Here is a 26,440-nt window from a genome sequence, read left to right on the forward strand (position 1 = left end):
GGGGCGGCACAAATACGCGACAGGTCCAGGAAATCGATCCGCTGCACGCGGACACCGTGCGGCTGATCTTCCGCCTTGCATCGGAAGGCGACGGCACGTCCGGCCCCATGGGCGTCAAGAACATCGTCAGCTACCTCAACAGGAACCGCATGTTCACTCGCAGCGGCGGGCGTTGGGGCATCGGCCAGCTTCACCGCGTTCTGACCCGCCGCACCTATATCGGCGAACATCGGTTCAACACGCGCTCGCATAAAAACCGCGAGAAGAAGCTCGAGAGCGAAGTCGCGATCATGGCGGTGCCGCCGCTGCTCGATCGGGAGATTTTCGATTCGGTGCAAGTGAAGTTGAAATCCCGCAATCCCAATCTGGTGCCCGCCCGCGTCACGAGCGGCCCAACCCTTCTCACGGGCATCTGCTTCTGCGCCAAGTGCGGGGGAGCGATGACGCTGCGCACCGGACGAGGAAGCGCGGGCGACACATATCGCTATTACACCTGCTCGACCAAGGCCCGGCAAGGCAAGACGGGCTGCGCCAGCCGCACGATCCCAATGGACAAGCTGGATGACCTGATCGCCGACCATATGGAGGAACGATTGCTCCAGCCGGAACGTCTGATCACCATCCTTGGCAGCCTTCGCGACCGTCGTCAGGATCGCACCGAACGTCGCCGCGAACAGCTAGCGGAACTGAACCGGCGAATCACGGAGACCGATCAGCGGCTCAATCGCCTCTACGACGCCATTGAAGCCGGTCTGGCTGACCTGGGCGATGCGGTGCTGAAGGAGCGCATGGCTGGCCTCAAGGCAATCCGGGATCAGGCCACGGCCGACGCAGAGCGCCGTCAGTCGACGCTCGACAGTGCCGGCAATCAGGCTGTCACGCCGGAAATGGTGGCGGATTTCTCCAGCGCCACCCGCGACGGGCTGAGGATGGAAGGAGGCGGCTATCGGCGGGATCACCTGCGCGCCTTCGCTCAGCGCATCGAGGTTGCTGATACCGAAGTTCGTGTCATGGGATCGAAATCGGAACTGCTGCGAACGCTTGTGGCCGCTTCCAGTGGGAAATCGGCGGTGTTCGGCGTTCATAGTTCTGTTCTGAAATGGCGCACCCGACAGGATTCGAACCTGTGACCTTCGCCTTCGGAGCAATTTAGGCTGCCTATCCGAAATGCACGATAGAGCACGCTAGGCTACGATAACCCATTGAAACCACTGGACTATGGGGTTTTCTACGCCGAAATGTCTATCCAAAATTTCGCTCCGATCTTCATCCGGCTGCTTCCGTGGTGCTTCCGCGGAAACAGCCCCTCTCCAGCAGAGGAGAAGCCACATGGCAAAACTGACCAAGCGCATAGTGGACGCCGCCGACGTCCGTGAAAAGGACTACTTCATCTGGGATGACGAGCTGCCCGGCTTCGGCCTTCGCGTTTTCACCTCGGGCAAGCGTAGCTACCTCATCCAGTATCGCGCCGCCGGCCGGACGCGACGCTTCACGATCGGCCTGCACGGTATCTGGACGGCAGAGACCGCCCGGCAGGAGGCTAAGGTTCAGCTTGGTCGCGTCGCCAAGGGCGAGAACCCGTCCGAGGAACGCCAGCTCGACCATCAGGCCATCACCGTCAAGGAGCTGTGCGCCCTCTATGTCGCCGACCTGAATGCGGGACTGATCCTCGGCAAGGGCGGTCGCCCCAAGAAGCCGTCGACCATCGTCACCGACGCCGGCCGCATTGAGCGGCACATCATCCCGCTGATCGGCACGCGGCGGGTGAAGGATCTCGTCAAGGCCGACATCAACAAAGTCCTCAAGGACATCATGGCCGGCAAGACGCGAGTCTCTGTCAAGACGAAGAAGCTGCGCGGCAAGGCCATCGTGCGCGGCGGCGCGGGCACGGCGACCCGCACTGTCGGCCTGCTCGGCGGCATCCTCACCTATGCCGTCGAGGCCGGCATCATCGACCGCAATCCCGCCCACGGCTTGAAGAAGCCGAAGGACAATGTGCGCAACCGCCGTCTGACGGAGGCGGAGTATCACATCCTGGGCGACATTCTGCGAAACGCGGCCGAGACCGAGAAATACGCGATGACGGTCGACATCATCCGCCAGATCGCCATGACCGGCTGCCGCCGCACCGAGATGATCCGGCTCATGCTGACCGAGGTGGACGCGGCGGGCAGTTGCCTGCGCCTCGTCGACAGCAAGGAAGGCGCTTCCGTCCGCCCCATCGGGCTTCCCGTCGTCGAATATCTCGAGGAACGCTGCAAGGACCTGACCGGCACCTATGTCTTCCCCGGCCAGGGCGAGGACAACGCCTTCGGCAGCTTCCCGAACCACTGGGAGCAGATCTTCAAGGACACGCCGCTAGCCGATGTCACGCCGCACGTCCTGCGCCACAGCTTCGCCAGCATCGGCAACGATCTCGGCTTCACCGAGGTCACAATCGCGGCGCTGGTCGGCCACTCCAAGGGGTCAGTGACGAGCAAATACATCCATAGCCTCGACACTGCGCTCATCATGGCCGCAGACACCATCTCCGGCTACATCAAGGGCCTTCTCGATGGCGTCGCCTTCAAGCAGACCGCCTATGCCCTCGACCGGGATTCCCGGAAGGCGGCGCTGGCGCGTTTCCTCCAATCGGCGGCCGCCAACGAGCAGGAGGAGCTGCCTCTTGCGGCGTAACCGACACCATCAGGGGGTTTCAGTTATTGCAGTTGGAGCCCGCAACGACTATATTGGCTGGTCAGGAGAACCCATCATGGCCAGCCAAGTCGTCAAATTCGCCGGTCTCTCGGACCGCGACCGCAAGAAGGTCTCGCCTCTGCCCAAGCTGGCAGAGGGCGACCGCGTCGAGCTGCGCGTCCGGCGCCGCGACGGTCACGATGAGACCCTGGCCCTGCCGCCCGCGGCGGCGAGCGCCGTCGAGGCCCTGATCACGCACCTGCTCAGCGGCGAGCGCGTGGCGGTTCTTTCCGAGGATCAGGAGCTGAGCCCCACCGAGGCGTCCGAAATCCTCGGCATCTCGCGCCCGCTCGTCGTGCTGCGCATGGACCGGGGCGATCTGCCCTTCCGTTATGTCGGCAAACACCGCCGCGCCTCGCTCAAGGACGTGCTGACGCTGAAGGCCAAGCTCGACGTCCGGCGCAAGGCCATGCAGGACCTCGCCGCCGACGCCGAGGATCTCCATCTTCGCTATGGCGTTTAAGTCCGCCGTCGCCATCTACGATGCCTGCATCCTCTACCCCTTCCATCTGAGGAATGTCGTTGTGCAGGCGGCGGTCGACGGTCTGGTCGATGCGCACTGGACGGAGGCGATCCATGACGAGTGGATACGCAACCTACTGGCCAATACGCCGGGTCTTCCGCCCGAGCACCTGCAAGCCACCAAGCAGCTCATGAACGTCGCCGTGCCGGAGGCGACCATTACCGGCTATGATCGGCATATCCACACCGTGAGCCTGCCCGATCCCGATGACCGCCACGTCGCGGCGGCGGCGATCGAGGCTGGCGCGTCGATGATCGTCACCTGGAACCTGCGTGACTTCCCCGTCGCCGAGTTGAGGAAGCATGGTCTGGCGCGGCAATCGCCGGACGCCTTTCTCGTCAGCCTCTACGAGCAGGCTCCCGATATGCTGCTCGCCTCGCTGGCGAATGCGCGCAGCAATCTCAGCCGGACGCGCGTGTCGGCCGCCGATTTCGTCGGCATCCTGCGCGACCAGAGGCTGGTCAAGCTCGCGGCGCAGATCGAGAACCACGTCAGCGACCTCTAGGGCGGCTTTCCGGGTTTGCTGAAACCCGGTTCTCCAGCTCTGCGGGTTTACGGATTTACGATGCGAGGCTGTTCCTCAGTGCCCCTTGCGCTCACCAGGTGGGCAGGCAACAGCATCGTAATAGAATATAATTGTAGTTCATTTCAGAGGGATGTTTCCGCGAACATGGCCAAGAAAACGGTCGAAAGACTTAATCCGACACCCTCTACCGTAAAGAAGCTCTTCGCCTATAGCGGAAACCAGTGTGCCGTCCCCGATTGTCAGGAGCAGCTTGTCGACGTAAGCGGCGCCATGCTGGGCAAGGTCGCCCATATCTGCGCCGCCGAGAAAGGCGGGCCGCGCTTCGACGTTGACATGAGCAACGAAGACCGCCGCGCCTTTGAAAACCTGCTTCTGGTTTGCGGCAAGCACCATGACATCATCGACCATCAGCCCAATGTGACGACCTACACGGTCGAGGTGCTGGGCAAATACAAGGCCGATCACGAAGATCGTTTCAAACGGGCGGAGCTACAGCTCATCGCGCAGATCACGGACACGACCCAGGCCAGGCTGCCCACCTATCCGGAAACGCTGAAGCGGTTCGGAGAGGTCTTCGATGTCACCGACTCGATGAATCTCGACGAGGAAGTCGCCGGGCTGACCACCTTCATCGACAGGCTGAAGGAGCTTCCCCTCGAAGAGCGGGCATTCGCCATCAAGCTGGCCGAACGCATGAGACGTCGGGACGTCGATGACCTGCCGGCCGAAGACGTGGTCGGCGCGTTCAACCTTGGAAAAACCAGGCTGCGTCAGCATATGACTTTGCTGGAGCATCACCTGCTTGGCGATATCACCGAAGGGCATGGCTACCAGCAATATATCGTGCGGCTGTGGGACCCGCGATCCCGGCGGCAATCCCTGGGTAGAGATGCTGGAGTTCTGCGAAAAGACGGGCATCACCATCGACAGCCTCCTCTATGATCTCAATTTCGCGCAGTACGACGGCTGACGGCAGTATGGCGGCGCGGTCGCCTCCAACAGCCTCACGGCATCAGGACGGTTGATCGGGTTTGCCCGGCAGGGCTCGCAACCATCGTTTCCACGACTGTCTGCATTTTTGGCGGGGGAAAGCCTTCCCCCTGGCCGGCACTTCGTTGCCGGCGCACCCCCTTCTGCGGGGAGACCCCCAGGCTGTGCAGAAACTCGGCGACAATTCAGTGCAGGCGCGATGACGCGAACTGAATCGAGCGGGGTTCTTAGCCCCGCGACATCAGCGCCCCGGTCCCGAAGGCGTTCGAAGCGCGGATGATGTTGAATGCCAGGACCGAGAGGGCAGCTTCGGCTTTCACCCGCCGCAAACCCCGGGTCAGGAAGCGGCCTCCGCCAGACATTCGCTTGATGGTGCCGAAGGGATGCTCCACCGTGCAGCGCCGGATCGTCATGAGATCAGGGTTCTCGTGAACCCGACGCTCCATCCGATCGAGCGCGCCCTGATCCACGAGCCTGTGAATGGTGCGCTGATATCCTGGCGTACACTGCGGCTTGATGTGGCAAGTCTGGCACGCGGGCGTTCTGTAACGGATCGCCCGATTTCGGGTATGTTTGCCCTTGGGATGCATGGTTTCACCAGCCGGGCAGCGGATCGTGTCGGTTTCCTCGTCATGGACGAACTGCACAGGGCGGAAGTATTGCGCGCTCATCGCACCACGTTTGATCGGAGCCGCTACTCGTACACCGTCTTGCTCGCAGCGCGCGACCTCCTGCGCATTCGAGTAGCCTCCGTCCGCCAGCACTTCGAGCTGGTCGACGTCGAGCACTTGCTTTGCCGCAATCGCCATTGGATGCAGCAACTGGCTGTCGTTGGCTTCGTTGGCGACATCGTTGTGAATGATCAGGCCACTTTCGATATCGACGACACTCTGGAGATTATAGGCCGGGAACTTCGGCGCCCGGCCATACCCCATTGGTCTTGAATCCGGTTCTCCGAAGACCACGACGTTCGTATCGTGCTCAGCGAGCTCGGCCCGCCGCTTTTCCAAGCGCTGCTTGCGGCGTTCGAGCGACGCGATCGCGCCGGCAAAAGCCGCGCGATTGACCGTCTGATCTCGCGCGTCCGCCGGGTGTTGATCCGCTATGTTGAGACGGTCGAGATAGTAGGCGATTTCTGTTTCGGCGTGAGCGATGTCGCGTGCCAGACGATCTGCTCCTGCGATGTTCTTCGCGCTGGCAACCACCCGCATCTTGGTCCCGTCCAACGCCACCTTGCCGGGAGTGACAAGGCCGTTCTCGCGACAGAATCTGATGAATGCGGCGCCCGTGGCGATGATCGCTTCGGGATTATCGTGCCGGAACGCTGCGATGGTCCGATAGTCCGGGGTCATCCGCCGCATCAGCCAGATGGCCTCCAGGTCGCGCTGGCAGGCGCGCTCCAACTGGCGCGAAGAGCGCCACTGATTCAGGTAACCCCAGATATACAGCCGCAGCATATCGCCTGGATGATAACCGGGTCGCCCCGTTGCGGCCGAGATAGTGCGCTCAAAGCCAAGCGCCGTGAGATCGAGGGTTTCAACGAAGGCGTCGACGACCCGGACGAGAGATTCCTGCGGCACGTAGTCATCGACGCAGGCAGGTAAAAGAAGCGGCTGGCTTCGGTCATATCCCTCAATAAAGCGTCCCATTGTGCCTCCGTGCCGCAAGTAATGAAGTGTAGCATCCATGGGCAACTAGGTCCTGTTGACAAAGTATGGCATCCATATCCTTGCTGCGGCTAAGGCCAGGAAAGCGGCGAAGGATTTTGCGGTCTTGTCGAAGCGCGTGGCGATGCGGCGGAACTGCTTGAGCCTGTTGAACATGCGCTCGATGCGGTTGCGGTCCTTGTAGGCCCGGAAGTCGCACGGCGGCGGGTTCTTGCGGTTGGCTTTGGGTGGGATCACCGGAACAATGCCGCTCAGCAGCAGATCCTGGCGGACGACGTCGCCATCGTAACCTTTGTCAGCCAACAGCAGCCGCGGCTTGCCCACCGGCATGGCCATCAAAGCAGGGACGGCTGCATAATCTGACGCTTCTCCGCCCGTGAGGACAAAGCCAAGAGGGCGTCCCTGACCGTCTGTGCGGGCGTGGACTTTGCACGTAAAGCCGCCGCGTGATCGACCAAAAGCCTCCTTATGAGTCCCCCTTTTGCGCCCGCTGCCTGGCTGTGGCCGCGCACTGTGGTGCTGTCGATCATGTGCTGCCAGTCGTCGGTGAGCCCGAGTTCGACCAGGGTCTCAAGCAGGGCGTCCCAGACCCCTTGCTCGGCCCAGCGGCGAAACCGGACATAGACCGAGTTCCACTTGCCGTAGCGCTCATGCATGTCGCGCCAAGGGCAGCCTACCCGCAGGACATGCAGCATGCCATTCAGATATCGGCGATTGTCCTGCGCTGGTCGGGACTTGCGTCCTCGCTCAGCCGGCAAAAGCTCGCCAATGAGCTGCCACTCTGCGTCCGACAAATCGCCACGCGCCAAAACCGCCTCCTAAAAAGCAGTCTTGAATCACGGCAAAGCCGATTTGGGAATCCACTTTGTCAACAGGACCTAACCCCAGTAAATGCTTGGCAATACGAGCAATATCTACTGCGGGCGCCACCAGAACATATTGCTCGCACCACTCTGGTGATAGACAAAGAAGCATCGGGGAACGCGCGCGCTGTCGCACGCTCGGCATGCGGACCATGATGAGGTTCTGGCAAGGTGGAATTGGATGGTCTCTGGCTCGCGGTGGCCTTCTTCCTCATCGCACTGATCTATGCGTCGGTCGGCCAGGCCGGGGCGTCTGGCTACATCGCGATCATGGCGCTGGTCGGCTTTGCGCCGTTGGCGATGAAGACGACCGCGCTCGCCCTCAATCTGCTGGTCGCAGCCATCGGGACAGCCATGTTCCTGAAGGCTGGAAGGCTGTCGTGGCGAAGTGTCTGGCCTTTTGCGATCTTGGGCTTCCCGTTCTCGCTGCTCGGCGGATCTGTCCAGCTACCCCCGGATATCTATTATCCGGTCGTCGGGGTGGTTCTCGTCCTGTCGGCCGTCCAGATGGCGCGGACGGCCCTTCGTAGATCTGGATCATCTGCTGCCCTGCCAACCGATCCGCCCTTCATCCCGGCACTGGCAACGGGTGCGATCATTGGCTTCATATCCGGCACGACAGGGACCGGAGGCGGCGTATTCCTCGCGCCGGTAATCCTCGCGATGAACTGGGGTACAGCACGCCAGACTGCGGCGACAACCGCCGTCTACAACCTGATGAACTCGGCTGCCGCACTGCTTGGAGCCTATGCCTGGTGGGATCAGATCCCGAGTGCGCTACCCGGGTGGCTGATCGCCGTCGCTGTTGGCGGCTCGCTCGGGGCCTTCATCGGTAGCCGTTACCTACCCGAACTATGGTTGCGCATCATTCTGGCGGTAATCCTTCTCGCCTCGGGCGTGAGGCTGCTGTTCGGGTGACGGCCAGCTTACCTGTCACAACCGAGTTTCAGCGATCTCCCCACCGTGATGCGATTATCCCTGGTTACCCGATGAGGTGGAAACTATGGATCGTCCCGGTCTAGACTTCAGCCCATATGTCGATTAGTCTCGACATATGGAATCAGAAAACGCCATCCTTGCTTTCGCCGCGCTCGCGCAACCGACCCGCCTCGACGTGTTCCGCCTGCTGATGGAGCACGAGCCGGACGGATTGCCCGCGGGCGAAGTCGCCCGCCGGTTGGATGTCCCGCACAACACCATGTCCACGCATCTGGCGACGCTGACGCGCGCCGGTCTGATCGATGCCGAGCGGCACAGCCGCTCGATCATCTATCGGGCGCGGCTCGACGCTGTGCGGGAGCTCGCGGGCTTTCTCGTCAAGGATTGCTGCGGTGGCCGCCCGGAAATCTGCGCGCCGCTGATCGCCGATATTTCCCCTTGCTGCTCACCGCATACCCTCGCCGCCAAGGAGGCCACCCATGACTGACCGCATCTACAATGTTCTGTTCCTCTGCACCGGCAACTCGGCGCGCTCGATCCTCGCCGAGAGCATCCTGAACAAGGATGGCGAGGGTCGATTTCGTGCCTTCTCTGCCGGGTCGCAGCCGAAGGGCGCGGTCAATCCCTTTGCGCTGAAGGTTTTGAAGAGCTTTGACTATCCCGCCGAGGGCTTCCGCTCGAAGGGTTGGGAGGAGTTTGCCGAGCCTGACGTGCCTGTCATGGATTTCGTCTTTACCGTCTGCGACAGTGCCGCCGGTGAAGCCTGCCCGGTCTGGCCCGGCCAGCCCCTGACCGCCCATTGGGGGATCGAAGACCCCGCCGCCGTCGATGGGCCGGACATCCAGAAGGAAGCCGCCTTCGTTGCCGCTTTCCGCTACATGAAGAACCGCATCTCGGCCTTTACGTCCCTGCCGGTCGCCAGTCTCGACAAGGCGTCGCTCCGCACGAAGCTGACTGAGATCGGCCAGTCCGAAGGTGCGTCGTCTCCACGCAACAGCGCGGCGTGAGGCAGGCAATGGACGTCATCATCTACCACAACCCGGATTGCGGAACCTCGCGCAACACCCTGGCGATGATCCGCAATGCAGGCGTCGAGCCACATGTCATCGAATATCTCAAGACACCGCCGTCTCGGGACATGCTCACCCAGCTCATCGCGCGCATGGGTATCCCCGTCCGCGCCCTGCTGCGCGAGAAGGGCACGCCCTATGCTGAGCTTGGCCTGGGCAACCCGGCACTGAGCGACGAGGAGTTGCTCGATGCGATGATGGCGCATCCCATCCTGATCAACCGGCCCATCGTCGTCAGCCCGAAGGGCGTTCGGCTTTGCCGACCGTCCGACGACGTGCTCAACCTCCTGCCGCCGCAGCACGGCGCGTTCGTCAAGGAAGACGGCGAGCGCGTGATCGACGAACACGGCCGGCGCGTCGCAACGGCCTGAGGGGATCCTATGTCTACCTTCGAACGCTACCTGACCCTCTGGGTCGCCCTGTGCATTGTCGTCGGTATCGCACTTGGCCATTTTCTGCCGGGCGCATTTCATGCCATCGGCGCGATGGAAATTGCTAAGGTCAACCTGCCGGTTGCCGTGCTGATCTGGCTGATGGTCATCCCCATGCTGCTCAAGATCGACTTCGCCGCATTGGGCGAGGTCAGCCGGCACTGGCGCGGCATCGGCGTGACGCTGTTCATCAACTGGGCGGTGAAGCCGTTCTCGATGGCGCTGCTGGGCTGGCTGTTCATCGGCTGGCTATTCCGGCCATACCTGCCTGCGGACCAGATCGACAGCTATATTGCCGGCCTCATCATCCTTGCCGCCGCGCCATGCACGGCCATGGTGTTCGTCTGGTCGAACCTTACAAAGGGTGAGCCCCATTTCACGTTGAGCCAGGTCGCGCTCAACGACGCCATCATGGTCGTCGCCTTCGCGCCCATCGTCGGCCTGCTGCTGGGCCTGTCGGCCATCACCGTGCCATGGGGCACGCTGGTGCTTTCGGTCGTGCTCTACATCGTCATTCCCGTCATCATCGCACAGATCATTCGTCGCCGGCTTCTGGCGAGCGGCGGGCAGACCGCGCTTGACAGGCTTCTTGCAAAGCTCGGTCCGGCGTCTCTCGTTGCGCTGCTGGCGACACTCGTTCTCCTGTTCGGGTTTCAGGGCAAGCAGATCATCGCGCAGCCGGCGATCATCGGTCTGCTGGCCGTGCCGATCCTGATTCAGGTCTATTTCAACTCCGGCCTTGCCTATCTGCTGAACCGAGTGGCCGGCGAACAGCATTGCGTTGCCGGTCCCTCGGCGCTGATCGGCGCATCGAACTTCTTCGAACTGGCGGTCGCCGCCGCCATCAGCCTGTTCGGCTTTCATTCGGGTGCGGCGCTCGCCACGGTTGTCGGCGTGCTGATCGAGGTGCCGGTGATGCTCTCGGTCGTCTGGATCGTGAACCGCTCCAAAGGCTGGTATGAACGCGGCGGCAAAGTCTCCAGACTGGCGGAGGCGCATCGCTGATGCCGGACGAGCTTCCCAATCTTGATGCCGGTTGCGCTGATATTCCCGGCATTGACCGGCTGCGCGCAGCAACGCTCTCGACCCATCCACCGCGTATCCTGCTGCTTTACGGCTCGCTCCGGGAGCGATCTTACAGTCGCTTCCTGACATTCGAAGCCGAGCGTCTGCTCAAGCATTTCGGGGCCGAAACACGTATCTTCGATCCGTCCGGCCTGCCGCTGCCGGATGGGGCTGAGGTCAACCATCCCAAGGTGCAGGAACTGCGCGAGCTCTCGCTCTGGTCAGAAGGTCACGTCTGGACCAGCCCGGAGCGTCACGGTGCGATGAGCGCGGTGATGAAGGCGCAGATCGACTGGATTCCCCTTTCGGTCGGCGCGGTAAGGCCAACGCAGGGCCGGACACTCGCCGTCATGCAGGTCTCCGGCGGCTCGCAGAGCTTCAACGCCGTCAACCAAATGCGGGTGCTCGGCCGCTGGATGCGGATGGTGACGATCCCCAACCAGTCCTCCGTCGCCAAAGCCTTTCAGGAGTTCGACGAGGCGGGCCGGATGAAACCGTCGTCCTATTATGATCGAGTGGTCGACGTGATGGAGGAACTGATGAAGTTCACACTGCTGACGCGCGACGTCTCACCTTACCTGACCGAACGCTATTCCGAACGCAAGGAGAGCGGCGAGGCCCTGATGCGGCGGGTCAATCTGACGGTCGCGACCTGAACACTTTAACATTCCGGCATCATTGCTCGCGAAGTGACCAGTCTCTGAGGGCAGAGCTAGCTTGGGTCGCACCGCGTCTCTGAGTGCGGGAAGGGTCAGCCGCAGGGCTCAGGATGAGTTTCTGCACAGCCTGCCCCGCAACGCCCCCTTTAGAGTGAGAGTGCGGACCGGGTTTGCCGTGACGGGTTGAGGGCTGGAGAAGAGGTCTCCGGCGCCCGTCGCGGAGAACCGCGATGTCCAGACAGGATCGCAGCGCGCGCCCCGGCTCGGATCGGGCGAGCCTTTACGACGATATCACAAACAAGATCATCGGCGAACTGGAGGCCGGCCGCTTCCCTTGGGTTCAGCCCTGGGGCTCGGCCGCTGTCAAGGCGCCGCTCGCCATGCCGCAGAACGCCGCCACAGGCCGGCGCTATTCGGGGATAAACGTCCTCATCCTCTGGGGCGCCGTCATCGAGCATGGTTTCCCCGGCCAGAGCTGGCTCACCTTCCGCCAGGCGCTTTCCCTCGGCGGCAATGTCAGGAAGGGCGAGCGCGGCACCACCGTCGTCTATGCTGATCGTTTCACCCCCGAGGACGAAAAGCGCCGCGCCCGCGAGGCCGGCGAGGACGCTCAGGCGATTCCGTTCCTGAAGCGCTTCACGGTCTTCAACGCCGCTCAATGCGACGGCCTGCCTGAAGAAATCGCCGTCGTCGCACCGCCGCCCGAACCGGGCCTGATCGAGCCGCGCGTCGAGGCCCTGATCCGGGCGACCGGCATCGACTTCCGCATCGGCGGAGACCGCGCCTTCTATGTCCCGGCGCATGACTATGTCGTCGTTCCGCCGCCGCAGGCGTATTTCGAGCCGATCAACTGGCACCGTACGGCCCTGCATGAGCTCGGACACGCGACGGGCCATCCCTTGCGCCTCGGCCGTGATTTCTCCGGCTCCTTCGGCACCAAGAAATACGCCTTCGAGGAGCTGATCGCCGAGATCAACGCGGCCTTCTGCTGCGCCTCGCTCGGCATCGCTCCGACCGTCCGCCATGCCGACTATATCGGCTCCTGGCTCGACGTCCTGCGCGAGGACAATCGCGCCATCGTCCGAGCCGCCTCCCAAGCCAGCAAGGCGGCCGACTGGCTTCTCAGCTTCCTGCCGGATGCCGGCAGCATCGACCAGAACGACGACGAGCGGGAGGCGGCGTGATGAACGCGCTCGCCTTTCCGGGTTTCGTCCCCGACCCCGCGCAGTCGGCCGACATCCGCCTGCGCGTCCTCAGCCTCGGCGCCGGCGTCCAGTCCACGACGCTGGCGCTGATGGCGGCGCATGGCGAAGTCGGCCCCATGCCCGATTGCGCCATCTTCGCCGATACCGGGTGGGAGCCGCAGGCCGTCTATGACCATCTCGCCTGGCTGCGGTCGCCCAATGTCCTGCCGTTTCCCGTCCATATCGTCTCGGCCGGGGATCTGCGCGCCGACCTCATCGCCGGCGCACAGGGCGAGCGCTGGGCCTCCATTCCAGCCTTCACCCGCACCGTGACGCCTGCCGGGAGCGAGCTTCCCGTCTATGACGAGGACGAAAACGGCGATCTCGTCGTTGTCGGCTCCCGCATCGTGGCTACCGAGCGGGCCAACATCGGCATGATCCGCCGCCAATGCACCGGAGACTACAAGATCGTGCCGATCAGGCGGAAAGTGCGCGAGCTGCTCGGCATCGCCGGGCGGCGCTCGCCCACGTCGCCGGTCACCGAGCAATGGATCGGGATTTCGCTCGACGAGGCCCTTCGCATGAAACCCTCTTTCGAGAGCTGGCAGGTCAACCGCTGGCCCCTGATCGAGCGGGGCCTGACCCGACAGGACTGCCTGCGCTGGCTGGAACGGCACGATTATCCTCTGCCGCCCAAAAGCGCCTGCATCGGGTGTCCGTTTCATTCCGACGATCACTGGCGACAGATGCGCGACCATGATCCCGAAGCCTGGGCGGACGCCGTGTCGGTCGACGCCGCCATCCGCACCGGTTTCCGCGGCATCCGCGCCGAAGTCTATCTGCACCGCTCCGCCGTGCCGCTCGACCAAGCCGACCTATCGACGGCCGCCGACCGCGGCCAGCTCGATCTCTGGCCGAACGAGTGCGAGGGCATGTGCGGGGTCTGATTCCCTGAAAGCCGCAAAGGCGCAAAGCCGCTTCTCCGGCTTTCCGGGTGTCCGCTTCTGCGTTTTCCCGCGTTTCCGGTTCGTCAGCTTGCAGCCTTGCGCCACGACGCTCAGCCTACCGGCCGTCCTTCATCAACCCTGCCCAGACAGCGAGAATATCGCCTTCGGCCGCGTTGTCCTCAGCGACAACCACGCTGAACACGGCGAGCGTGCCGGCGAACTCCTCCATATCCATCACGCCCCGTGCGTGAAGCATTGTCGCCAACAGCATCAGTGCCTTGCCTTGTGCGGTGATGACGGCCCGGTCCGCCTCGGAAAAGCGGACATGGCGGGCTGGCGACGCCCCCAGCCATCGGCGCAGAACACGCGCCAAGTCCGCCCAGGGCGGATTTCTCCAGCCAGAAATCATAGCGTCCATAGACAATTCCCCGCCGCCCCGACTGGCGCCGGGACGGTTGAACACGCGTGAACACTGGGAACCGCGCCCCACGTATTTCCCACGCCGGGCAAGCCCGACGCCGATGGGTATTCTATTCCGTGGGCCGCCCGACATAGTCGGTGACCCAGTGTTCAAACGCTTGATGCGATCGATGCGGTGTTCAAGCCGCAGGCGATGCAATCCCTATGGCACAGGAAGACAGTCCTGAACATCGCCGTTCCGTTCTCGCCCCTGGCCAGACGACAGGGTCCGACCAGCAGAGTGAGAGGGAGGTGGGGATTTTCGTGACGGGTTCGGGTCGAGAGAGAGGCTCTCGGCGCCCGTCGCGGAGACTACCACGATGGCTACTGCCGCCCAGAAAATCATCCTGTCGCCTTCCCGCGACATCCCCTTCAACAAGCTCGTGCTCAGCCAATCGAATGTCCGACGCGTCAAGGCCGGCGTCTCGGTCGAGGAACTGGCCGAGGACATCGCCCGCCGAGGCACGCTCCTCCAGAGCCTCAATGTCCGCCCGGTCCTCGACGCCAGGGGCGATGAGACCGACATGTATGAAGTTCCCGCCGGCGGTCGCCGCTATCAGGCGCTCGCCATCCTCGTGAAGCAGAAGCGTCTCGCCAGGAACGCGCCTGTGCCCTGCGTCGTGCGTGATCCCTCCACGTCGATTCTCGCCGAGGACGACAGCCTCGCCGAAAACACCCAGCGCGTGCCGCTGCATCCTCTCGATCAGTTCCGGGCCTTCTATGACATGCGCCGCAAGGGCATGAGCGAGGAGGAGATCGCTGCGGCCTTCTTCACGACCGCGCAGGTGGTGAAGCAGCGCCTGCGTCTGGCCTCTGTCTCGCCCACGCTCCTCGACATCTATGCCGAGGACGGCATGAAGCTCGAAGAGCTGATGGCCTTCACCGTCAATCCCGACCATGCCCGCCAGGAGCAGGTCTGGGAGGCGGTCCAGACCTCCCACAATCGCCAGCCCTGGTATATCCGCCAGTTGCTCACTGAAACCACGGTGCCGGCCACCGACAAGCGCGCCCTGTTCATCGGCATCGAAACCTATGAGCAGGCGGGCGGCAGCGTGCTGCGCGATCTCTTCCAGACCGATGGAGGCGGCTGGCTTCAGGACCCCGCGCTTCTCGACCGCCTGGTCGCGGAGAAGCTCAAGACCCTCGCCGAGGAAATCGCCGCCGAGGGCTGGAAGTGGATCACCGTCGATACCGATCTGCCCTATGGCTACGATCAGGGGCTGCGGGCGCTCGACTTCACCCTCGTCGATCTGAACGATGACGAGCGCGCGGCCCGAGAAGCCCTGCGTGAGGAATACGAACGGATCGAGGCTGAATACTCGGAAGCCGATGAGCTGCCGGACGAGATCGACCAGCGTCTCGGCGAGATCGAGACGGCGCTCGAAGCCTTCGAGAAGCGCCCGGTCATCTACGATCCGGCCGACATCGCGCGTGGCGGCGTCTTCATCAGCGTCGACCGCAATGGCGAGCCCGTCGTCGATCGCGGCTATGTGCGCCCGGAGGACGAGACGCCGGTCGGCGTCGAGGACCCCGACGGCGAGGCCGAAGCCACCGGTACCGAAGTCGCGGCATCCGGCACCGTTCAGCGCGCCGTCATCACCATCGGCGGCCAGTCGGCCGAACCGGAGGATGACGACGAGGAAGACGTCATCAAGCCGCTGCCCGAACGGCTCGTTACCGAGCTGACTGCGCACCGCACCCTGGCGCTCCGCGATGCCGTGGGCGCCAATCCCCAGGTCGCGTTCACCGCCTTGCTGCACAAGCTCGTGCGCGACACCTTCCAGCGGACGGCCACCTCCGGCGCCAGCCTGCAGGCGTCCGTCAATCACGTATTCTTCCGCGAACAGGGCAAGGATCTCGCCGAGACGGCCTATGCCAAGTCCGTCATCCAGCGGCATGAGGACTGGAAGGCTGACCTACCAGCCGATGAGGATGCGCTGTGGGACTGGCTCGCCGTGCTCGACGACGCCAGCCGCATGGCGCTGCTCGCGCATTGCGTCAGCTATGGGATCAACGCCCTCTATGAACGGCCCAATCCCTACAGCGGCAGCGGCGTGTCGCAGTCGGGTCTCGACCGGCGTATGGCAGAGGCCGATCGACTGGCCCGCGCCACCGGCCTCGACATGGTGGACGTCGGCTTCCGACCCACGGTCGAGAACTATCTCGGCCGCGTCACCAAGCCCCGCATTCTTGCGGCCGTCCGCGAAGGCGCGGGCGAACGCGCGGCCCAGCTCATCGACCACTTGAAGAAGGGCGACATGGCCAAGGAGGCCGAACGCCTGCTGGCCGACAGTGGCTGGCTACCGGAGCCGCTGCGCCTGATCGACCATGACGAGCCGACCACGTCCGATACCTCGAAAGGCGAGGCCGAGACGGCGCTCCCAGCCTTCCTTGCCGGTGAGGACGAGGACGAGGAAACCGCCGAAGACCCGGAAGCCGAGGCGCCAGCGATGATCGCCGCGGAATGACGCCAAACCCCGGCGGGCGGTCGAAGCCGCCCCGCCGTCTTCATTTTCAGCTTCAAGGCCCGGCGATCCGTCGTCGGGCCTTTTTTCATTTTCAGGGAGCTCCCACCTCCGACATTTATCTACCAGCCGGCCGTCAAATGGCGGTAGCCGGTTCCCCTCTCAGTGGGATTTCCGCTCATAGACGTGATTGAGGTTATCGGCTTGGTGCTGGAGGCTCCTCGCCACCGTTGCAGCCGCGGCCCGGTTCGGAAACGCCCCTGTTGTCATCCCGTTCAGGCTTACGCACCACCCATCGGGCTTCTCAATGACCGTATAACGCCGTCGCTCGCCACCGATATTGGCGGACTTACCCGTCAAATAGCCACTCATCATGAGCGTCGATCGCCTTGTTGGTTCGGTGTGTCGGGCTTCGTCCAAATCCCGAAGGCCGCTCCGATAACCGTCATCGCCATACGCCAGGATGATCGGCTGCTCTCTTTCGTCTTCATCGTTGCCCGCAAAAGTGCATTTCTGCTCATGGTTTCACCTCAACAAGAGGCCGCATCAAAGCTTCGAGCGCGTATGAATTCCATCCTGACGCAACCGGCCGCTCATAGTATTCTCATCAATTCGACCGGTGGACCTCGGCGCCATGCAACGCCATAGCGGGCCAAGCTCGTGCCCGGGCAGCTCAGACCCTCAAACATCTTCGCTTCACCATTAGGCGGGAAGTGCGGGGCAATGGCATCCCTTTAGATTGATGATCCGGCTGCTGTCTGATGCCGGACACCATCCCGCTTCCATTCGCAAACCTTGGTCCGATCCGTCTCCTGATCAATCAACCCGCAAGGGGTCGGCTTACGCGCGCGTGCCGCCCTCGGGGATTCGGAAAAGGTCCGAACGCCCGAGGGTGATTGCAGAGCCGGTCAGACACTTCGGGCGCCTGTCGCGCGGGGGATGGTCCCCCGCCTCCCAAGACAGGAGCCGGAACCATGTCCTATGCAGATGCCACCGCTTTCGCCGCAAGCCTAGCCACCACGCTAATGGTTTCGATCATCGTCTTCCAGGCCGGGGACGGCACTCACGGCGCCATGCCCGCCAACGAATTCGATGGCGACGAAGAAATGGTCAGGCTGGAACTTGATCCCTTCGGCTGAGGCGCGACAGCGCCTCACCCCGACGGCTCGGAGCGCAAGATCGCGTCCGGGCCTTCAGCGCTGCGCTACCGCTCATCGCCGGCAGCGGCACCGGCTCATGCCCCGGCAAGGGAGAGTGAGAGTGCGGACGGGTTTTCCGTGACGGGTTGGTTGTCGGAGAGAGAGCTCCCGGCGCCCGTCCTGGAGCATCCTGCGATGGCCCTTGCACCTCAAACCACCTTCGCCCCGATCGGCGACATCCTCGCGCATCAGATCCTGCCCCGGCTGCGCCTTGCCGCGAAGCTGCCGCTGCGCATCACCTGCATCGGCACGGCCCGCTATGTCGGCACCGACGAGGCCGACAGCTTCGACCGCAGCGTCTTTCTCGGCGACCGCCCGTCGCTGGAGAACGCCACCAGCTTCGCGGCCGTTTCGGTCAGGCGCGGCGGCATTGGCGTGAGACAAGATAAGACGCTGCGCTTTCATCCACGCTTCGCCGTCATCCAGGACAACGATCAGAATCTGGTTCTGGCCGGCGAAATCCGCGCCGGGATCATTCTCTGGCAACAGCCCGTCGCCAGCGACGGCGAGGCCCGCCGGATCGTGACCGAAGCCAGCCGCCTGCGCGGACTGGCTTTCGCCGCCTCCGGCCGGGGCGAGCAGCGTGCGGCCCGCAATCATCGCCACCAGGCCGGCCTGCTCGAAGCACGCCTGGTCGACCCCTTCTGGCGCGAGGCCGCCGCCGATCTGCTCCGGCTGCCACAGGCCGCCTGATCCCATCCCCCGATTTCCACCCATCCGACCCGGCGCTTCGCTTCGCCGGGTTCTCACCTATGGAGTTTTCCCATGCCGAAATTCGTAGTCAGCAAAGGCCACGACGCCTTCGTCTATTACGAAACCGTCCTAGAGGCCGACACGCCCGAAGAGGCGCGAAGTCTCGTCCGGAGCGTTCATTACGAAGGCGCATGGCTCCCCACCGGCTATGTGCAGGAGTTCGACGATTACGAGATCGACGAGCATAGCGGCGTTCGCCTCCTCGAAGACGGTGAAGCCGTAGAGGCCTTCCTGACCATCGGCGTCACCGCCCAGGAGCGCGACGCCTTGCTGGCGGGGCTGCGCCTCCTCCAGCTCGCCCTGGGGCGCGGCGATCTCGAACCTGCGCTCGAAAACATCGTCACCAATGACGGCGCGCATACCGGCCTCGATCCGACTCGTATCGACGCTCTGTGCGAACGCATCAACGTCTAGGTGGTGGCGATGTATGAGACCTACCTGCGCCTCGACATCCTGGTCTGGGACAGCGAGCGCGCCGTAATCCGCGCCGCGCGCTGCAAGCTGGCTTTATCGGCCCGGCGCGATCCCGCACTGCGGGGCGCGCGAAAGCGGTTCTATCGCGACATGCTGCGCCACCATGCCGATGCCCAGCGGCTTGTGGCGCAGTTCCGCCTCTGACGCTTCCGCACCGCGTCCATCCCTTGAACCTCGCCCGGCCATCGCGCCGGGCTTTCTCGTTTCAGGAGCCTGACATGGCCAACTACTTTACCCATTTCTCGTGCCTTCTTGACGTCGGCACGCCCGATAATGCCGCCCGAGCGCTCGACCTCTACAACAAGCTTTCGGAGGAAGGCGCTTCCGAAGAACCGCCGTCCGAGGGGTTTCTCCTATCGATCCAGCCGGAGCACGGGGGTGGCCGGCTCTGGATGCGCGATGACCAGACAGGCGATCCCGAGCGTCTGCTCCAGTTCGTGAAGATCTGCGCGACCGAGTTCCGCCTCAGTGGTCTCTGGGGCTTCCAATACGCTAACACCTGCTCGCGGCCGCGCCTCGACGGTTTCGGCGGCGGCGCTCATGTCCTCGACCTCGCCACCGGCGAGACGGTGGCATGGACCTACACCGATGGCTGGCTCGCCCAGGTTCTCGATGGAGGCGGCTCAGATGAGTAAGGTCATCGAAACCACGGTCTATCAGCTCGACGAGCTTGCTGACGCCGCCAAGGAGAAGGCCCGCGATTGGTATCGCGAAGGCGGCTTCGACTACGACTGGTATGATGCCGTTTACGAGGATTTCCAACAGATCGCGGAAATCCTCGGCCTTCGGCTGAAAACCCGCAGCATGCGGCTCAACGGCGTCGGCTCCTGGCAGAAGCCCTGCATCTGGTTTCGGGGGTTCTGGAGCCAGGGCGACGGCGCCTGCTTCGAGACCTTCTATTCCTACCGGAAAAACGCCCCGCGCCGCATCAGGGAACACGCGCCGCAAGACGCCGAACTGCACTGCATCGCCGATGCACTTCAGGCGGTCCAGCGGCGTAATTTCTACCAGCTTAGCGCCGAGGCGAACCATCGCGGTCACTACTACCACGAATACTGCATGACGATCTCGGTCGAGCGCGACAGTCCAACCTATCAGGATATGACGGCCGATGCGGAAGACACCGTGGCCGAGGCGCTGCGCGACCTAGCCCGTTGGCTCTATCGGCAGCTCGAACGCGAATACGAGTGTCTCGCCTCGGACGAGGCCGTCGACGAGGCGATCACCGCCAACGAATACACGTTCACGGCAACCGGCCGTCGCTTCGGCTGAACCCGGCAAGCGTCCTGCCATTCGGCAGGGCGCTTTTTGCATGCCAGCCACGGCCCACCTTTCGAGAGTCAGAGGAGGCCGGGACGGGTTTGAGCCTGTGCGGTCGAGAGAGAGCGCTGCGCGGCTCGATCCTGTCCTGCTCTCCCGAGGTCTCCTCCATGAACATGATTTCCGCATCTGCGGCGGCATCGGTCGCCGGGCCGCTTCCGCTTGTCCCCGACAGCCATGCCGCCACGTCCGTCTTTTCGGCGGCAGCTCTTCTTCTGCCCCACCTCGAGCGCGGCCAGCGCATCGACGCCGCCACGCTTCGCAGCGCGATGGAAACCGCCTTCGGCGCGTCCGATACCGCTGGCGCCTGGGACTGGAAAACCGCCTATGACGCCTGCGAGGCCGCGATCGTCCTGTTCCTGCGCAAGTACGGAAAGGCGCTTTTCCGTAAAGCCGGTTCGCCAGCCGATAGCCTGCCGCTGCTGACACGGATCGCCGGGCTGCTGCCGACCCATACACGCCGCTCGGAGGAGGCGCAGACCTTCCAGCAGATGGCATGACCATTCTTGGCGCTCCAGCCGACGTGGGACAGGATCGCCGTAGAGTGATCGCGGTCCGCACTCTTCTTCGGTCCGCAGCCCGAGGAGATGACATGGAAGACTACAACGCCTTTGTCGGTTTGGACGTGCACAAGGACAGCATATCGGTCGCGATTGCGGATGCCGGTCGGGACGGCGAGATCCGGATGTATGGGACGATTCCCAACACGCCCGATGCTGTTTCGCGCCTGATGCGCAAACTGGTTCAGCGCCACGGCAAGATCGAGGTGACCTACGAAGCAGGTCCCTGCGGCTATGGGATTTACCGGCAGCTTGCAGAGATGGGGATTGTCTGCCGGATCGTGGCGCCAAGCCATACGCCAAAGCGGCCGGGTGAACGGGTGAAGAACGACACGCGGGACGCGCTGATGCTGGCGCGGCTGCTTCGTGCAGGCGAACTTACCTTTGTGTGGGTGCCCGACGCCACCCATGAGGCGATGCGCGATCTGGTTCGGGCGCGCCAGGTTGCTTCGCAGGATGTCCGGGCAGCTCGTGCGCTGATCCAGATGTTTCTGCTCAAGCACGGACTGCGGTGCAAGTCGAAGGCATGGTGCCTGCGTTATCGGAAGTGGCTGACATCCCTGCCGCTTGAGCATGCTGCCCAGAAATTCGCGCTGCAGAGCTATATCAATCGCCTGGATCAGGCCGAGGCCCGAAAAGCCGAGATCGAAGGCCAGATGGTCCATCTCATTCCGGGCTGGACGCTCGCCCCGGTGGTGCACGCATTGCAGGTGTTCAAGGGGATCGGGATGGTCATCGCCGCAACCCTCGCCGCGGAGATCGGTGACTTTTCCCGGTTTGCCAGTCCGCGCCAGCTGATGGCGTATCTCGGCCTGGTCCCCAGCGAATACTCCAGCGGCGGCAAGCAGCGACCCGGCGGCATCACGAAAGCGGGCAACAAGATCGCGAGGGTGATGCTGGTCGAGGCCGCGTGGTCCTACAAATGGCCCCCCAAGGTCGGCGTGCTGCTCATGCTGAAACGGGAAAACTACAGCCAGGCGCTGAAGGACATCGGGTGGAAAGCCCAGGTGCGACTGAACCAGCGCTTTCGGCGCCTCGAGGGCAGAGGCAAGCGCAGCACCGTTGCCGCGGCTGCGGTTGCCCGCGAACTGGTCGGCTTCATCTGGGCGACAGCGATCAGCGCCATGCCGAAGGCCGCCTGACTCCGCACGTGCGAATGTTGGCAGTGGCCAGGGCATCTGACGCGGGACGAGGCAAACCGTCGGTCGAGAATTGAGATCCGGAACTGTCCGGACATCTGACAGCAGAATGAACGAACGCCTCTGACGCTTACCATAATGGGGTTTCGATCCCCGCATCGGAGTTTGAGCAACCGTCGAATAAGTCGGGTGCCCTGACCTCTGCCAATATCGCAAGGAGAACGAACATGACGAACGGCATTCAAGCCGCGCGGCGGGAAACGCATGCCTATCCTCTTGACGAATGGTCATCGGAATTCTCCACCCCGATCCCACTGGGGCTGGCAGCGGCGACCGCCGCCGCCATCACGCCCGCCGACCGGGTTCTGGAACCCTCGGCCGGGACCGGACTGCTCGCCATCCTGGCCGAGATCGCCGGCGGCGCCCTCGTCCTCAACGAGCTGGCCGAGATGCGCGCCGGTCTACTTTCCTCCCTCTTTCCCGCCTTGTCCGTCACGCGTTTCGACGCGGCGCAGATCGACGATCACCTCGATCCTGCCCTGGTCCCGTCCGTGGTGCTGATGAACCCGCCGTTCTCGGCGCTGGCGAATGTCCAGGGCCGCGTCGCCGATGCCGCCTTCCGCCACGTCGCTTCGGCGCTTGCGCGCCTTGCGCCCGGCGGGCGGCTGGTGACGATCACCGGCGCGAGCTTCGCCCCCGATAATCCTGCCTGGACCCCGGCCTTCGTCCGGCTGCAGGAGCGCGGTCGCGTGGTCTTCTCTGCCGCAGTCGATGGTTCTGTCTATGCCAAGCATGGCACGACGATCGATACCCGGATCACCGTCATCGACAAGCTGCCCGCCGACGATCCGGCAGTCTTCCCAACCTCTCCCGGCGCCGCACCGGATGCCGCCACCCTGATGGCCTGGATCGGCGCGAGCCTGCCCGCGCGGCAGCCTGTCGATCCTTCAGTCGTTGTTCCGGTTGCCGCAGCGCCTGCGCCTCGCACCGTGCGCGGCTATATCGCCGCCACCGCGAAAGCCGCCCGCCCGGCGCCGCAGACCGAACCGGAAGCCGCACCGCTCGACTATGAGATCGTCGATTGGCAGCCGGCCGAGGGCGGCCACATCACCGACGCCATCTATGAGGAATACGGGCTTCAGGTCATCCGTATTCCCGGCGCCCAGCCTCATCCAACCCAGCTCGTCCAGTCGGCGGCGATGGCGAGCGTCGCCCCGCCGAAGCCCAGCTACCGGCCGCATCTGCCAAAGACCATTCTCGGTCTTCTGTCCGACGCGCAGCTTGAGACCGTCATCTATGCCGGCCAGGCCCATGCCGACCATCTCGCCGGGGCCTGGACCGTCGACGAGACCTGCGATGTGGTCAGCGCGGCGGCCGAGGACGCCAAGAACGCCGTCCGCTTCCGGCAAGGCTTCTTCGTCGGTGACGGCACCGGCGTCGGCAAGGGGCGGGAATCCGCCGCCATCATCCTCGACAACTGGATGCAGGGCCGCCGCAAGGCCGTCTGGATCTCCAAATCCGACAAATTGCTGGAAGACGCACAGCGTGACTGGTCGGCGCTCGGCATGGAGCGCCTCCTGGTTACGCCGCTGTCGCGCTTCCCGCAGGGCAAGCCCGTGACGCTGCCCGAAGGCATCCTTTTCACGACCTATGCCACGCTACGCTCAGACGACCGCGGCGATAGGGTTTCACGCGTCAAACAGATCGTCGAATGGTTGGGCGAGGATTTCGATGGAGTGATCGTCTTCGACGAGGCGCATTCGATGCAGAACGCCGCAGGCGGCAAGGGAGAACGGGGCGATGTCGCTGCCAGCCAGCAGGGCCGAGCCGGGCTTCGCCTCCAGCACGCCCTGCCGGATGCCCGCATCGTCTATGTCTCCGCGACCGGCGCCACTACGGTCCACAACCTCGCCTATGCCCAGCGCCTTGGCCTTTGGGGCGGCGAGGATTTCCCCTTCGCCACGCGGGCCGAATTCGTCGAGGCTATCGAGGGCGGCGGCGTCGCGGCGATGGAGGTTCTGGCCCGGGACATGCGCGCCCTCGGCCTCTACACCGCCCGGTCGCTGTCCTTCGCCGGCGTCGAATACGAGCTGGTCGAGCATGAGCTGACCCCCGAACAGACCCGCATCTACGATGCCTATGCCGGGGCCTTCGCCATCATTCACAACAATCTGGATGCTGCGATGGAAGCGGCCAATATTACCGGCAGCACGGGCACCCTGAATCGGCAGGCGAAATCCGCCGCGCGCTCGGCCTTCGAGTCGGCCAAGCAGCGGTTTTTCGGCCACCTCCTGACCAGCATGAAAACCCCGACGCTGCTCCGCTCCATCGCATCCGATCTGGAGGCGGGCCATTCGGCCGTGATCCAGATCGTCTCGACCGGCGAGGCGCTTATGGAACGCCGGCTGGCCGAGCTGCCGACCGAGGAATGGAACGACGTCCGCGTGGACATCACCCCGAGGGAATATGTCCTGGACTACCTTGCCCATTCCTTCCCGGTGCAGCTCTACGAGCCGTTCACCGACTCGGAGGGCAATATGTCGTCGCGGCCCGTCATGCGCGACGGCCAGCCCGTCGAAAGCCGCGAAGCGGTCGCCCGCCGCGACGAGCTGATCGCAAAGCTCGCCAGCCTGCCGCCGGTCCCCGGTGCGCTGGACCAGCTCATTCAGCATTTCGGCACCGATACCGTGGCTGAAGTGACGGGCCGGTCGCGGCGCATCATCCGCAAGGCTGGCAAGGGCGTCACTGTTGATCGCCTTGTCGTCGAGAACCGCGCAGCTTCGGCCAACCTGGCCGAAACCCAGGCGTTCATGGACGACGGCAAGCAGGTTCTGGTGTTCTCCGACGCCGGCGGCACCGGCCGCAGCTATCATGCCGAACTGTCGGCACGGAACACGAGGCTGCGCGTCCATTACCTGCTCGAAGCCGGATGGAAGGCCGATACTGCGATCCAGGGGCTTGGCCGAACGCACCGGACCAACCAGAAGCAAGCCCCCCTGTTCCGGCCGATCACCACGAACGTCAAAGCCGAAAAGCGCTTCCTCTCGACCATCGCCCGCCGTCTCGACACCCTGGGCGCGATCACGCGCGGCCAGCGCCAGACCGGCGGTCAGGGCCTGTTTCGGCCCGAGGACAATCTGGAATCGCATTACGCCCGCGACGCGCTGCGCCAGCTCTACCTGCTGCTGGTCAGCGGCAAGGTCGAGGGATGCTCGCTCGACCGCTTTGAGAGCGCCACCGGCTTGAAACTGATGGACTCCAACGGCATCAAGGATGACCTCCCAGCCATCACGACCTTCCTGAACCGGCTGCTGGCCTTGACGATTGAGCTTCAGGGCGTGCTGTTTACCGCCTTCGAGCAACTTCTGACGGCGCGCATCGAGGGCGCCATCGCGTCGGGCACCTATGACGCCGGGCTGGAGACGCTGCGAGCGGAGAGCTTTTTCGTCACCGACCGCCAGACGATCTATACGCACCCGCGCACCGGCGCCCAGACCCGCCTGCTGACCATCACCGAGCGCAAGCGCAACCATCCGGTCACGCTGGCGGAGGCCATAGGCAACCTGGACGATCCGCGCGCGGTCCTGTTGGTCAACGAGCGGTCGGGCCGCGCCGCCGTGCAGGTTCCGACCACCAGCGTCATGCTGGACGATGGCGAGATCGAGCGCCGTGTCCGGCTGATCCGGCCGATGGAAGCGCACAACATCCCGGTCAAGACCATGCCCGAGACCCATTGGGTCGAAGCCGACCGGGACGCCTTCGCCTCTGCCTGGAATGCCGAAATTGCCGAGGTGCCGGAGTTTTCCAACAGCACCCTGCATATGGTGACAGGTCTCCTGTTGCCTATCTGGAAGCGGTTGCCGAACGAATCCACCCGCGTCTATCGGCTCCAGACCGATGCTGGCGAGCGGATCATCGGCCGCCGCGTTTCGCCTGCCTGGGTCGCCCACGCGACCGCGACCGGCGTCACGTCGATCACGCCGGAGGATGCCTTCACCGCCCTTATGGACGGAAAGACGATCCTCGATCTCGCCGAGGGCCTTCAGCTTCGCCGGGTCCGCGTCATGGGCGCGCTGCGCATCGAACTCACCGGCTTCACCGACACGATGCGCCAGCGCCTCACGGCCTATGGCCTCTATCACGAGATCATCTCGTGGAAGCTGCGCTTCTTCGTGCCGGTGGATGCTCAGGGGCCGGTAATCATCGGCAAGCTCTTCGACCGCTGGCCGGTCGAACGCATCGGCGAACGGGAGGCCGCATAAATGGCTTCGCGTCACGCCTCAGAACTGGCGCATCGCCTCGGCCGCGAGGCCGAGGCGGTCTGCCGCGAATACCTGTCCTCCGGTCGGAGGGCAGGCAATTACTGGCAGGTCGGGGACGCGCAGAACAGCCCCGGCCGCTCCCTCTATGTCCGGCTCAGGGACACCCCCAAAGGTCCGGCCGGGAAATGGACCGAACATGTTGCGGCGAA

General features: G+C 63.8%; 25 protein-coding genes and 3 pseudogenes. 24 read left to right on the plus strand and 4 right to left on the minus strand.

Annotated elements, in window-relative coordinates:
- The 5 genes from PARACOCCUSGL_RS0116315 to PARACOCCUSGL_RS21275 form a co-directional block, all read left to right on the plus strand.
- Window positions 1-1,130, plus strand: a 1,130-nt coding sequence (locus PARACOCCUSGL_RS0116315; RefSeq protein WP_010398838.1) for a recombinase family protein, incomplete at its 5' end; no start/stop codon positions are given.
- Window positions 1,131-1,329: 199 nt separating this feature from the next.
- Window positions 1,330-2,676: an integrase arm-type DNA-binding domain-containing protein gene (locus tag PARACOCCUSGL_RS0116320; protein ID WP_010398840.1), complete on the plus strand. Its 1,347-nt coding sequence runs from the start codon at window positions 1,330-1,332 to the stop codon at window positions 2,674-2,676.
- 76 nt (window positions 2,677-2,752) lie between these two features.
- A complete protein-coding gene (locus tag PARACOCCUSGL_RS0116325) occupies window positions 2,753-3,199 on the plus strand; it encodes an excisionase (protein ID WP_010398842.1) in 447 nt (148 codons plus the stop codon).
- Window positions 3,189-3,764 carry a PIN domain-containing protein gene (locus PARACOCCUSGL_RS0116330; RefSeq protein WP_010398844.1) on the plus strand — a complete coding sequence of 192 codons (576 nt, stop codon included), beginning with the start codon at window positions 3,189-3,191 and terminating at the stop codon, window positions 3,762-3,764. Before PARACOCCUSGL_RS0116325 ends, PARACOCCUSGL_RS0116330 begins: the two co-directional genes overlap by 11 nt.
- A gap of 165 nt (window positions 3,765-3,929) precedes the next feature.
- A complete protein-coding gene (locus tag PARACOCCUSGL_RS21275; protein WP_010398846.1) occupies window positions 3,930-4,727 on the plus strand; it encodes a hypothetical protein in 798 nt (265 codons plus the stop codon).
- Window positions 4,728-5,002: 275 nt separating this feature from the next.
- Here the strand turns inward: PARACOCCUSGL_RS21275 and PARACOCCUSGL_RS0116340 are convergent, their stop codons facing one another.
- From PARACOCCUSGL_RS0116340 to PARACOCCUSGL_RS22465, 3 genes and pseudogenes are all read right to left on the minus strand, one after another.
- Window positions 5,003-6,424 (minus strand): IS1182 family transposase, encoded by a 1,422-nt coding sequence (locus PARACOCCUSGL_RS0116340; protein WP_010398847.1) that lies wholly within the window; start codon window positions 6,422-6,424, stop codon window positions 5,003-5,005.
- 45 nt (window positions 6,425-6,469) lie between these two features.
- Window positions 6,470-6,982 carry an IS5 family transposase gene (locus PARACOCCUSGL_RS22460; protein ID WP_237701547.1) on the minus strand — a complete coding sequence of 171 codons (513 nt, stop codon included), beginning with the start codon at window positions 6,980-6,982 and terminating at the stop codon, window positions 6,470-6,472.
- A 47-nt stretch (window positions 6,983-7,029) separates the two neighbouring features.
- Window positions 7,030-7,251 (minus strand): annotated as a pseudogene (locus PARACOCCUSGL_RS22465) (transposase); the annotation flags it as partial.
- Window positions 7,252-7,476: 225 nt separating this feature from the next.
- Between PARACOCCUSGL_RS22465 and PARACOCCUSGL_RS0116355 the strand changes: the two are divergent.
- From PARACOCCUSGL_RS0116355 to PARACOCCUSGL_RS0116390, 8 genes are all read left to right on the plus strand, one after another.
- Entirely contained in the window at window positions 7,477-8,223 is a 747-nt protein-coding gene (locus PARACOCCUSGL_RS0116355) for a sulfite exporter TauE/SafE family protein (RefSeq protein ID WP_010398855.1), read from the plus strand.
- A 136-nt stretch (window positions 8,224-8,359) separates the two neighbouring features.
- Entirely contained in the window at window positions 8,360-8,731 is a 372-nt protein-coding gene (locus PARACOCCUSGL_RS0116360; RefSeq protein WP_010398858.1) for a helix-turn-helix transcriptional regulator, read from the plus strand.
- Entirely contained in the window at window positions 8,724-9,251 is a 528-nt protein-coding gene (locus PARACOCCUSGL_RS0116365) for an arsenate reductase ArsC (RefSeq protein WP_010398859.1), read from the plus strand. Before PARACOCCUSGL_RS0116360 ends, PARACOCCUSGL_RS0116365 begins: the two co-directional genes overlap by 8 nt.
- A gap of 8 nt (window positions 9,252-9,259) precedes the next feature.
- Window positions 9,260-9,685, plus strand: coding sequence for an arsenate reductase (glutaredoxin) (arsC, locus tag PARACOCCUSGL_RS0116370; RefSeq protein WP_010398862.1), 426 nt, complete (start codon window positions 9,260-9,262; stop codon window positions 9,683-9,685).
- A gap of 9 nt (window positions 9,686-9,694) precedes the next feature.
- Entirely contained in the window at window positions 9,695-10,750 is a 1,056-nt protein-coding gene (arsB, locus tag PARACOCCUSGL_RS0116375) for an ACR3 family arsenite efflux transporter (protein WP_010398864.1), read from the plus strand.
- Window positions 10,750-11,466, plus strand: a complete 717-nt coding sequence (gene arsH, locus PARACOCCUSGL_RS0116380; RefSeq protein ID WP_010398867.1) for an arsenical resistance protein ArsH — start codon at window positions 10,750-10,752, stop codon at window positions 11,464-11,466. Before arsB ends, arsH begins: the two co-directional genes overlap by 1 nt.
- Window positions 11,467-11,699: 233 nt before the next feature.
- Window positions 11,700-12,653 carry an ArdC family protein gene (locus PARACOCCUSGL_RS0116385; RefSeq protein ID WP_010398869.1) on the plus strand — a complete coding sequence of 318 codons (954 nt, stop codon included), beginning with the start codon at window positions 11,700-11,702 and terminating at the stop codon, window positions 12,651-12,653.
- Entirely contained in the window at window positions 12,653-13,600 is a 948-nt protein-coding gene (locus PARACOCCUSGL_RS0116390) for a hypothetical protein (RefSeq protein WP_010398871.1), read from the plus strand. The genes PARACOCCUSGL_RS0116385 and PARACOCCUSGL_RS0116390 overlap by 1 nt, the downstream gene beginning before the upstream one ends.
- 115 nt (window positions 13,601-13,715) lie before the next feature.
- On the opposite strand, the gene PARACOCCUSGL_RS0116395 is transcribed toward PARACOCCUSGL_RS0116390, so the two are convergent.
- The gene (locus PARACOCCUSGL_RS0116395; protein WP_010398874.1) at window positions 13,716-14,018 is read right to left on the minus strand and encodes a hypothetical protein; all 303 of its coding nucleotides are present in this window, start codon (window positions 14,016-14,018) and stop codon (window positions 13,716-13,718) included.
- Window positions 14,019-14,379: 361 nt separating this feature from the next.
- Between PARACOCCUSGL_RS0116395 and PARACOCCUSGL_RS0116400 the strand changes: the two genes are divergently transcribed.
- The 11 genes and pseudogenes from PARACOCCUSGL_RS0116400 to PARACOCCUSGL_RS21600 all read left to right on the plus strand — a co-directional run.
- The gene (locus PARACOCCUSGL_RS0116400; protein WP_010398876.1) at window positions 14,380-16,527 is read left to right on the plus strand and encodes a ParB N-terminal domain-containing protein; all 2,148 of its coding nucleotides are present in this window, start codon (window positions 14,380-14,382) and stop codon (window positions 16,525-16,527) included.
- Between the two features lie 971 nt (window positions 16,528-17,498).
- Entirely contained in the window at window positions 17,499-17,663 is a 165-nt protein-coding gene (locus tag PARACOCCUSGL_RS22210) for a hypothetical protein (protein ID WP_010398879.1), read from the plus strand.
- Window positions 17,664-17,858: 195 nt separating this feature from the next.
- A complete protein-coding gene (locus tag PARACOCCUSGL_RS0116415) occupies window positions 17,859-18,416 on the plus strand; it encodes a hypothetical protein (RefSeq protein WP_010398881.1) in 558 nt (185 codons plus the stop codon).
- 72 nt (window positions 18,417-18,488) lie between these two features.
- A complete protein-coding gene (locus PARACOCCUSGL_RS0116420) occupies window positions 18,489-18,890 on the plus strand; it encodes a hypothetical protein (RefSeq protein WP_010398883.1) in 402 nt (133 codons plus the stop codon).
- 9 nt (window positions 18,891-18,899) lie between these two features.
- On the plus strand, window positions 18,900-19,094 hold the full coding sequence (locus PARACOCCUSGL_RS0116425; protein WP_010398885.1) for a hypothetical protein: 195 nt from the start codon (window positions 18,900-18,902) through the stop codon (window positions 19,092-19,094).
- Window positions 19,095-19,168: 74 nt separating this feature from the next.
- Entirely contained in the window at window positions 19,169-19,585 is a 417-nt protein-coding gene (locus PARACOCCUSGL_RS0116430; protein ID WP_010398887.1) for a hypothetical protein, read from the plus strand.
- The gene (locus tag PARACOCCUSGL_RS0116435; RefSeq protein ID WP_010398890.1) at window positions 19,578-20,222 is read left to right on the plus strand and encodes a hypothetical protein; all 645 of its coding nucleotides are present in this window, start codon (window positions 19,578-19,580) and stop codon (window positions 20,220-20,222) included. The genes PARACOCCUSGL_RS0116430 and PARACOCCUSGL_RS0116435 overlap by 8 nt, the downstream gene beginning before the upstream one ends.
- Window positions 20,223-20,380: 158 nt before the next feature.
- Window positions 20,381-20,767: pseudogene (locus PARACOCCUSGL_RS0116440) on the plus strand (hypothetical protein); the annotation flags it as partial.
- A 95-nt stretch (window positions 20,768-20,862) separates the two neighbouring features.
- The gene (locus PARACOCCUSGL_RS0116445; protein ID WP_010398895.1) at window positions 20,863-21,972 is read left to right on the plus strand and encodes an IS110 family transposase; all 1,110 of its coding nucleotides are present in this window, start codon (window positions 20,863-20,865) and stop codon (window positions 21,970-21,972) included.
- A 224-nt stretch (window positions 21,973-22,196) separates the two neighbouring features.
- Window positions 22,197-26,231, plus strand: a complete 4,035-nt coding sequence (locus PARACOCCUSGL_RS0116455) for a bifunctional class I SAM-dependent methyltransferase/DEAD/DEAH box helicase (RefSeq protein WP_010398897.1) — start codon at window positions 22,197-22,199, stop codon at window positions 26,229-26,231.
- A pseudogene (locus PARACOCCUSGL_RS21600) lies at window positions 26,232-26,440 on the plus strand (DNA primase); the annotation flags it as partial.

It is taken from the genome of Paracoccus sp. TRP, assembly GCF_000185925.1.
GTDB lineage: Bacteria > Pseudomonadota > Alphaproteobacteria > Rhodobacterales > Rhodobacteraceae > Paracoccus > Paracoccus kondratievae.

Coding starts and splice junctions, on each gene's coding strand:
- arsC (WP_010398862.1), top strand. CDS start 9,260: ATGGACGTCATCATCTACCACAACCCGGATTGCGGAACCTCGCGCAAC.
- PARACOCCUSGL_RS0116400 (WP_010398876.1), top strand. CDS start 14,380: ATGGCTACTGCCGCCCAGAAAATCATCCTGTCGCCTTCCCGCGACATC.
- arsH (WP_010398867.1), top strand. CDS start 10,750: ATGCCGGACGAGCTTCCCAATCTTGATGCCGGTTGCGCTGATATTCCC.
- PARACOCCUSGL_RS0116385 (WP_010398869.1), top strand. CDS start 11,700: ATGTCCAGACAGGATCGCAGCGCGCGCCCCGGCTCGGATCGGGCGAGC.
- PARACOCCUSGL_RS0116445 (WP_010398895.1), top strand. CDS start 20,863: ATGGAAGACTACAACGCCTTTGTCGGTTTGGACGTGCACAAGGACAGC.
- PARACOCCUSGL_RS0116455 (WP_010398897.1), top strand. CDS start 22,197: ATGACGAACGGCATTCAAGCCGCGCGGCGGGAAACGCATGCCTATCCT.
- PARACOCCUSGL_RS0116340 (WP_010398847.1), bottom strand. CDS start 6,424: ATGGGACGCTTTATTGAGGGATATGACCGAAGCCAGCCGCTTCTTTTA.
- PARACOCCUSGL_RS0116415 (WP_010398881.1), top strand. CDS start 17,859: ATGGCCCTTGCACCTCAAACCACCTTCGCCCCGATCGGCGACATCCTC.
- arsB (WP_010398864.1), top strand. CDS start 9,695: ATGTCTACCTTCGAACGCTACCTGACCCTCTGGGTCGCCCTGTGCATT.
- PARACOCCUSGL_RS0116390 (WP_010398871.1), top strand. CDS start 12,653: ATGAACGCGCTCGCCTTTCCGGGTTTCGTCCCCGACCCCGCGCAGTCG.
- PARACOCCUSGL_RS0116320 (WP_010398840.1), top strand. CDS start 1,330: ATGGCAAAACTGACCAAGCGCATAGTGGACGCCGCCGACGTCCGTGAA.
- PARACOCCUSGL_RS22210 (WP_010398879.1), top strand. CDS start 17,499: ATGTCCTATGCAGATGCCACCGCTTTCGCCGCAAGCCTAGCCACCACG.
- PARACOCCUSGL_RS0116325 (WP_010398842.1), top strand. CDS start 2,753: ATGGCCAGCCAAGTCGTCAAATTCGCCGGTCTCTCGGACCGCGACCGC.
- PARACOCCUSGL_RS21275 (WP_010398846.1), top strand. CDS start 3,930: ATGGCCAAGAAAACGGTCGAAAGACTTAATCCGACACCCTCTACCGTA.
- PARACOCCUSGL_RS0116430 (WP_010398887.1), top strand. CDS start 19,169: ATGGCCAACTACTTTACCCATTTCTCGTGCCTTCTTGACGTCGGCACG.
- PARACOCCUSGL_RS0116395 (WP_010398874.1), bottom strand. CDS start 14,018: ATGGACGCTATGATTTCTGGCTGGAGAAATCCGCCCTGGGCGGACTTG.
- PARACOCCUSGL_RS0116360 (WP_010398858.1), top strand. CDS start 8,360: ATGGAATCAGAAAACGCCATCCTTGCTTTCGCCGCGCTCGCGCAACCG.
- PARACOCCUSGL_RS0116435 (WP_010398890.1), top strand. CDS start 19,578: ATGAGTAAGGTCATCGAAACCACGGTCTATCAGCTCGACGAGCTTGCT.
- PARACOCCUSGL_RS0116365 (WP_010398859.1), top strand. CDS start 8,724: ATGACTGACCGCATCTACAATGTTCTGTTCCTCTGCACCGGCAACTCG.
- PARACOCCUSGL_RS0116425 (WP_010398885.1), top strand. CDS start 18,900: ATGTATGAGACCTACCTGCGCCTCGACATCCTGGTCTGGGACAGCGAG.
- PARACOCCUSGL_RS0116420 (WP_010398883.1), top strand. CDS start 18,489: ATGCCGAAATTCGTAGTCAGCAAAGGCCACGACGCCTTCGTCTATTAC.
- PARACOCCUSGL_RS0116330 (WP_010398844.1), top strand. CDS start 3,189: ATGGCGTTTAAGTCCGCCGTCGCCATCTACGATGCCTGCATCCTCTAC.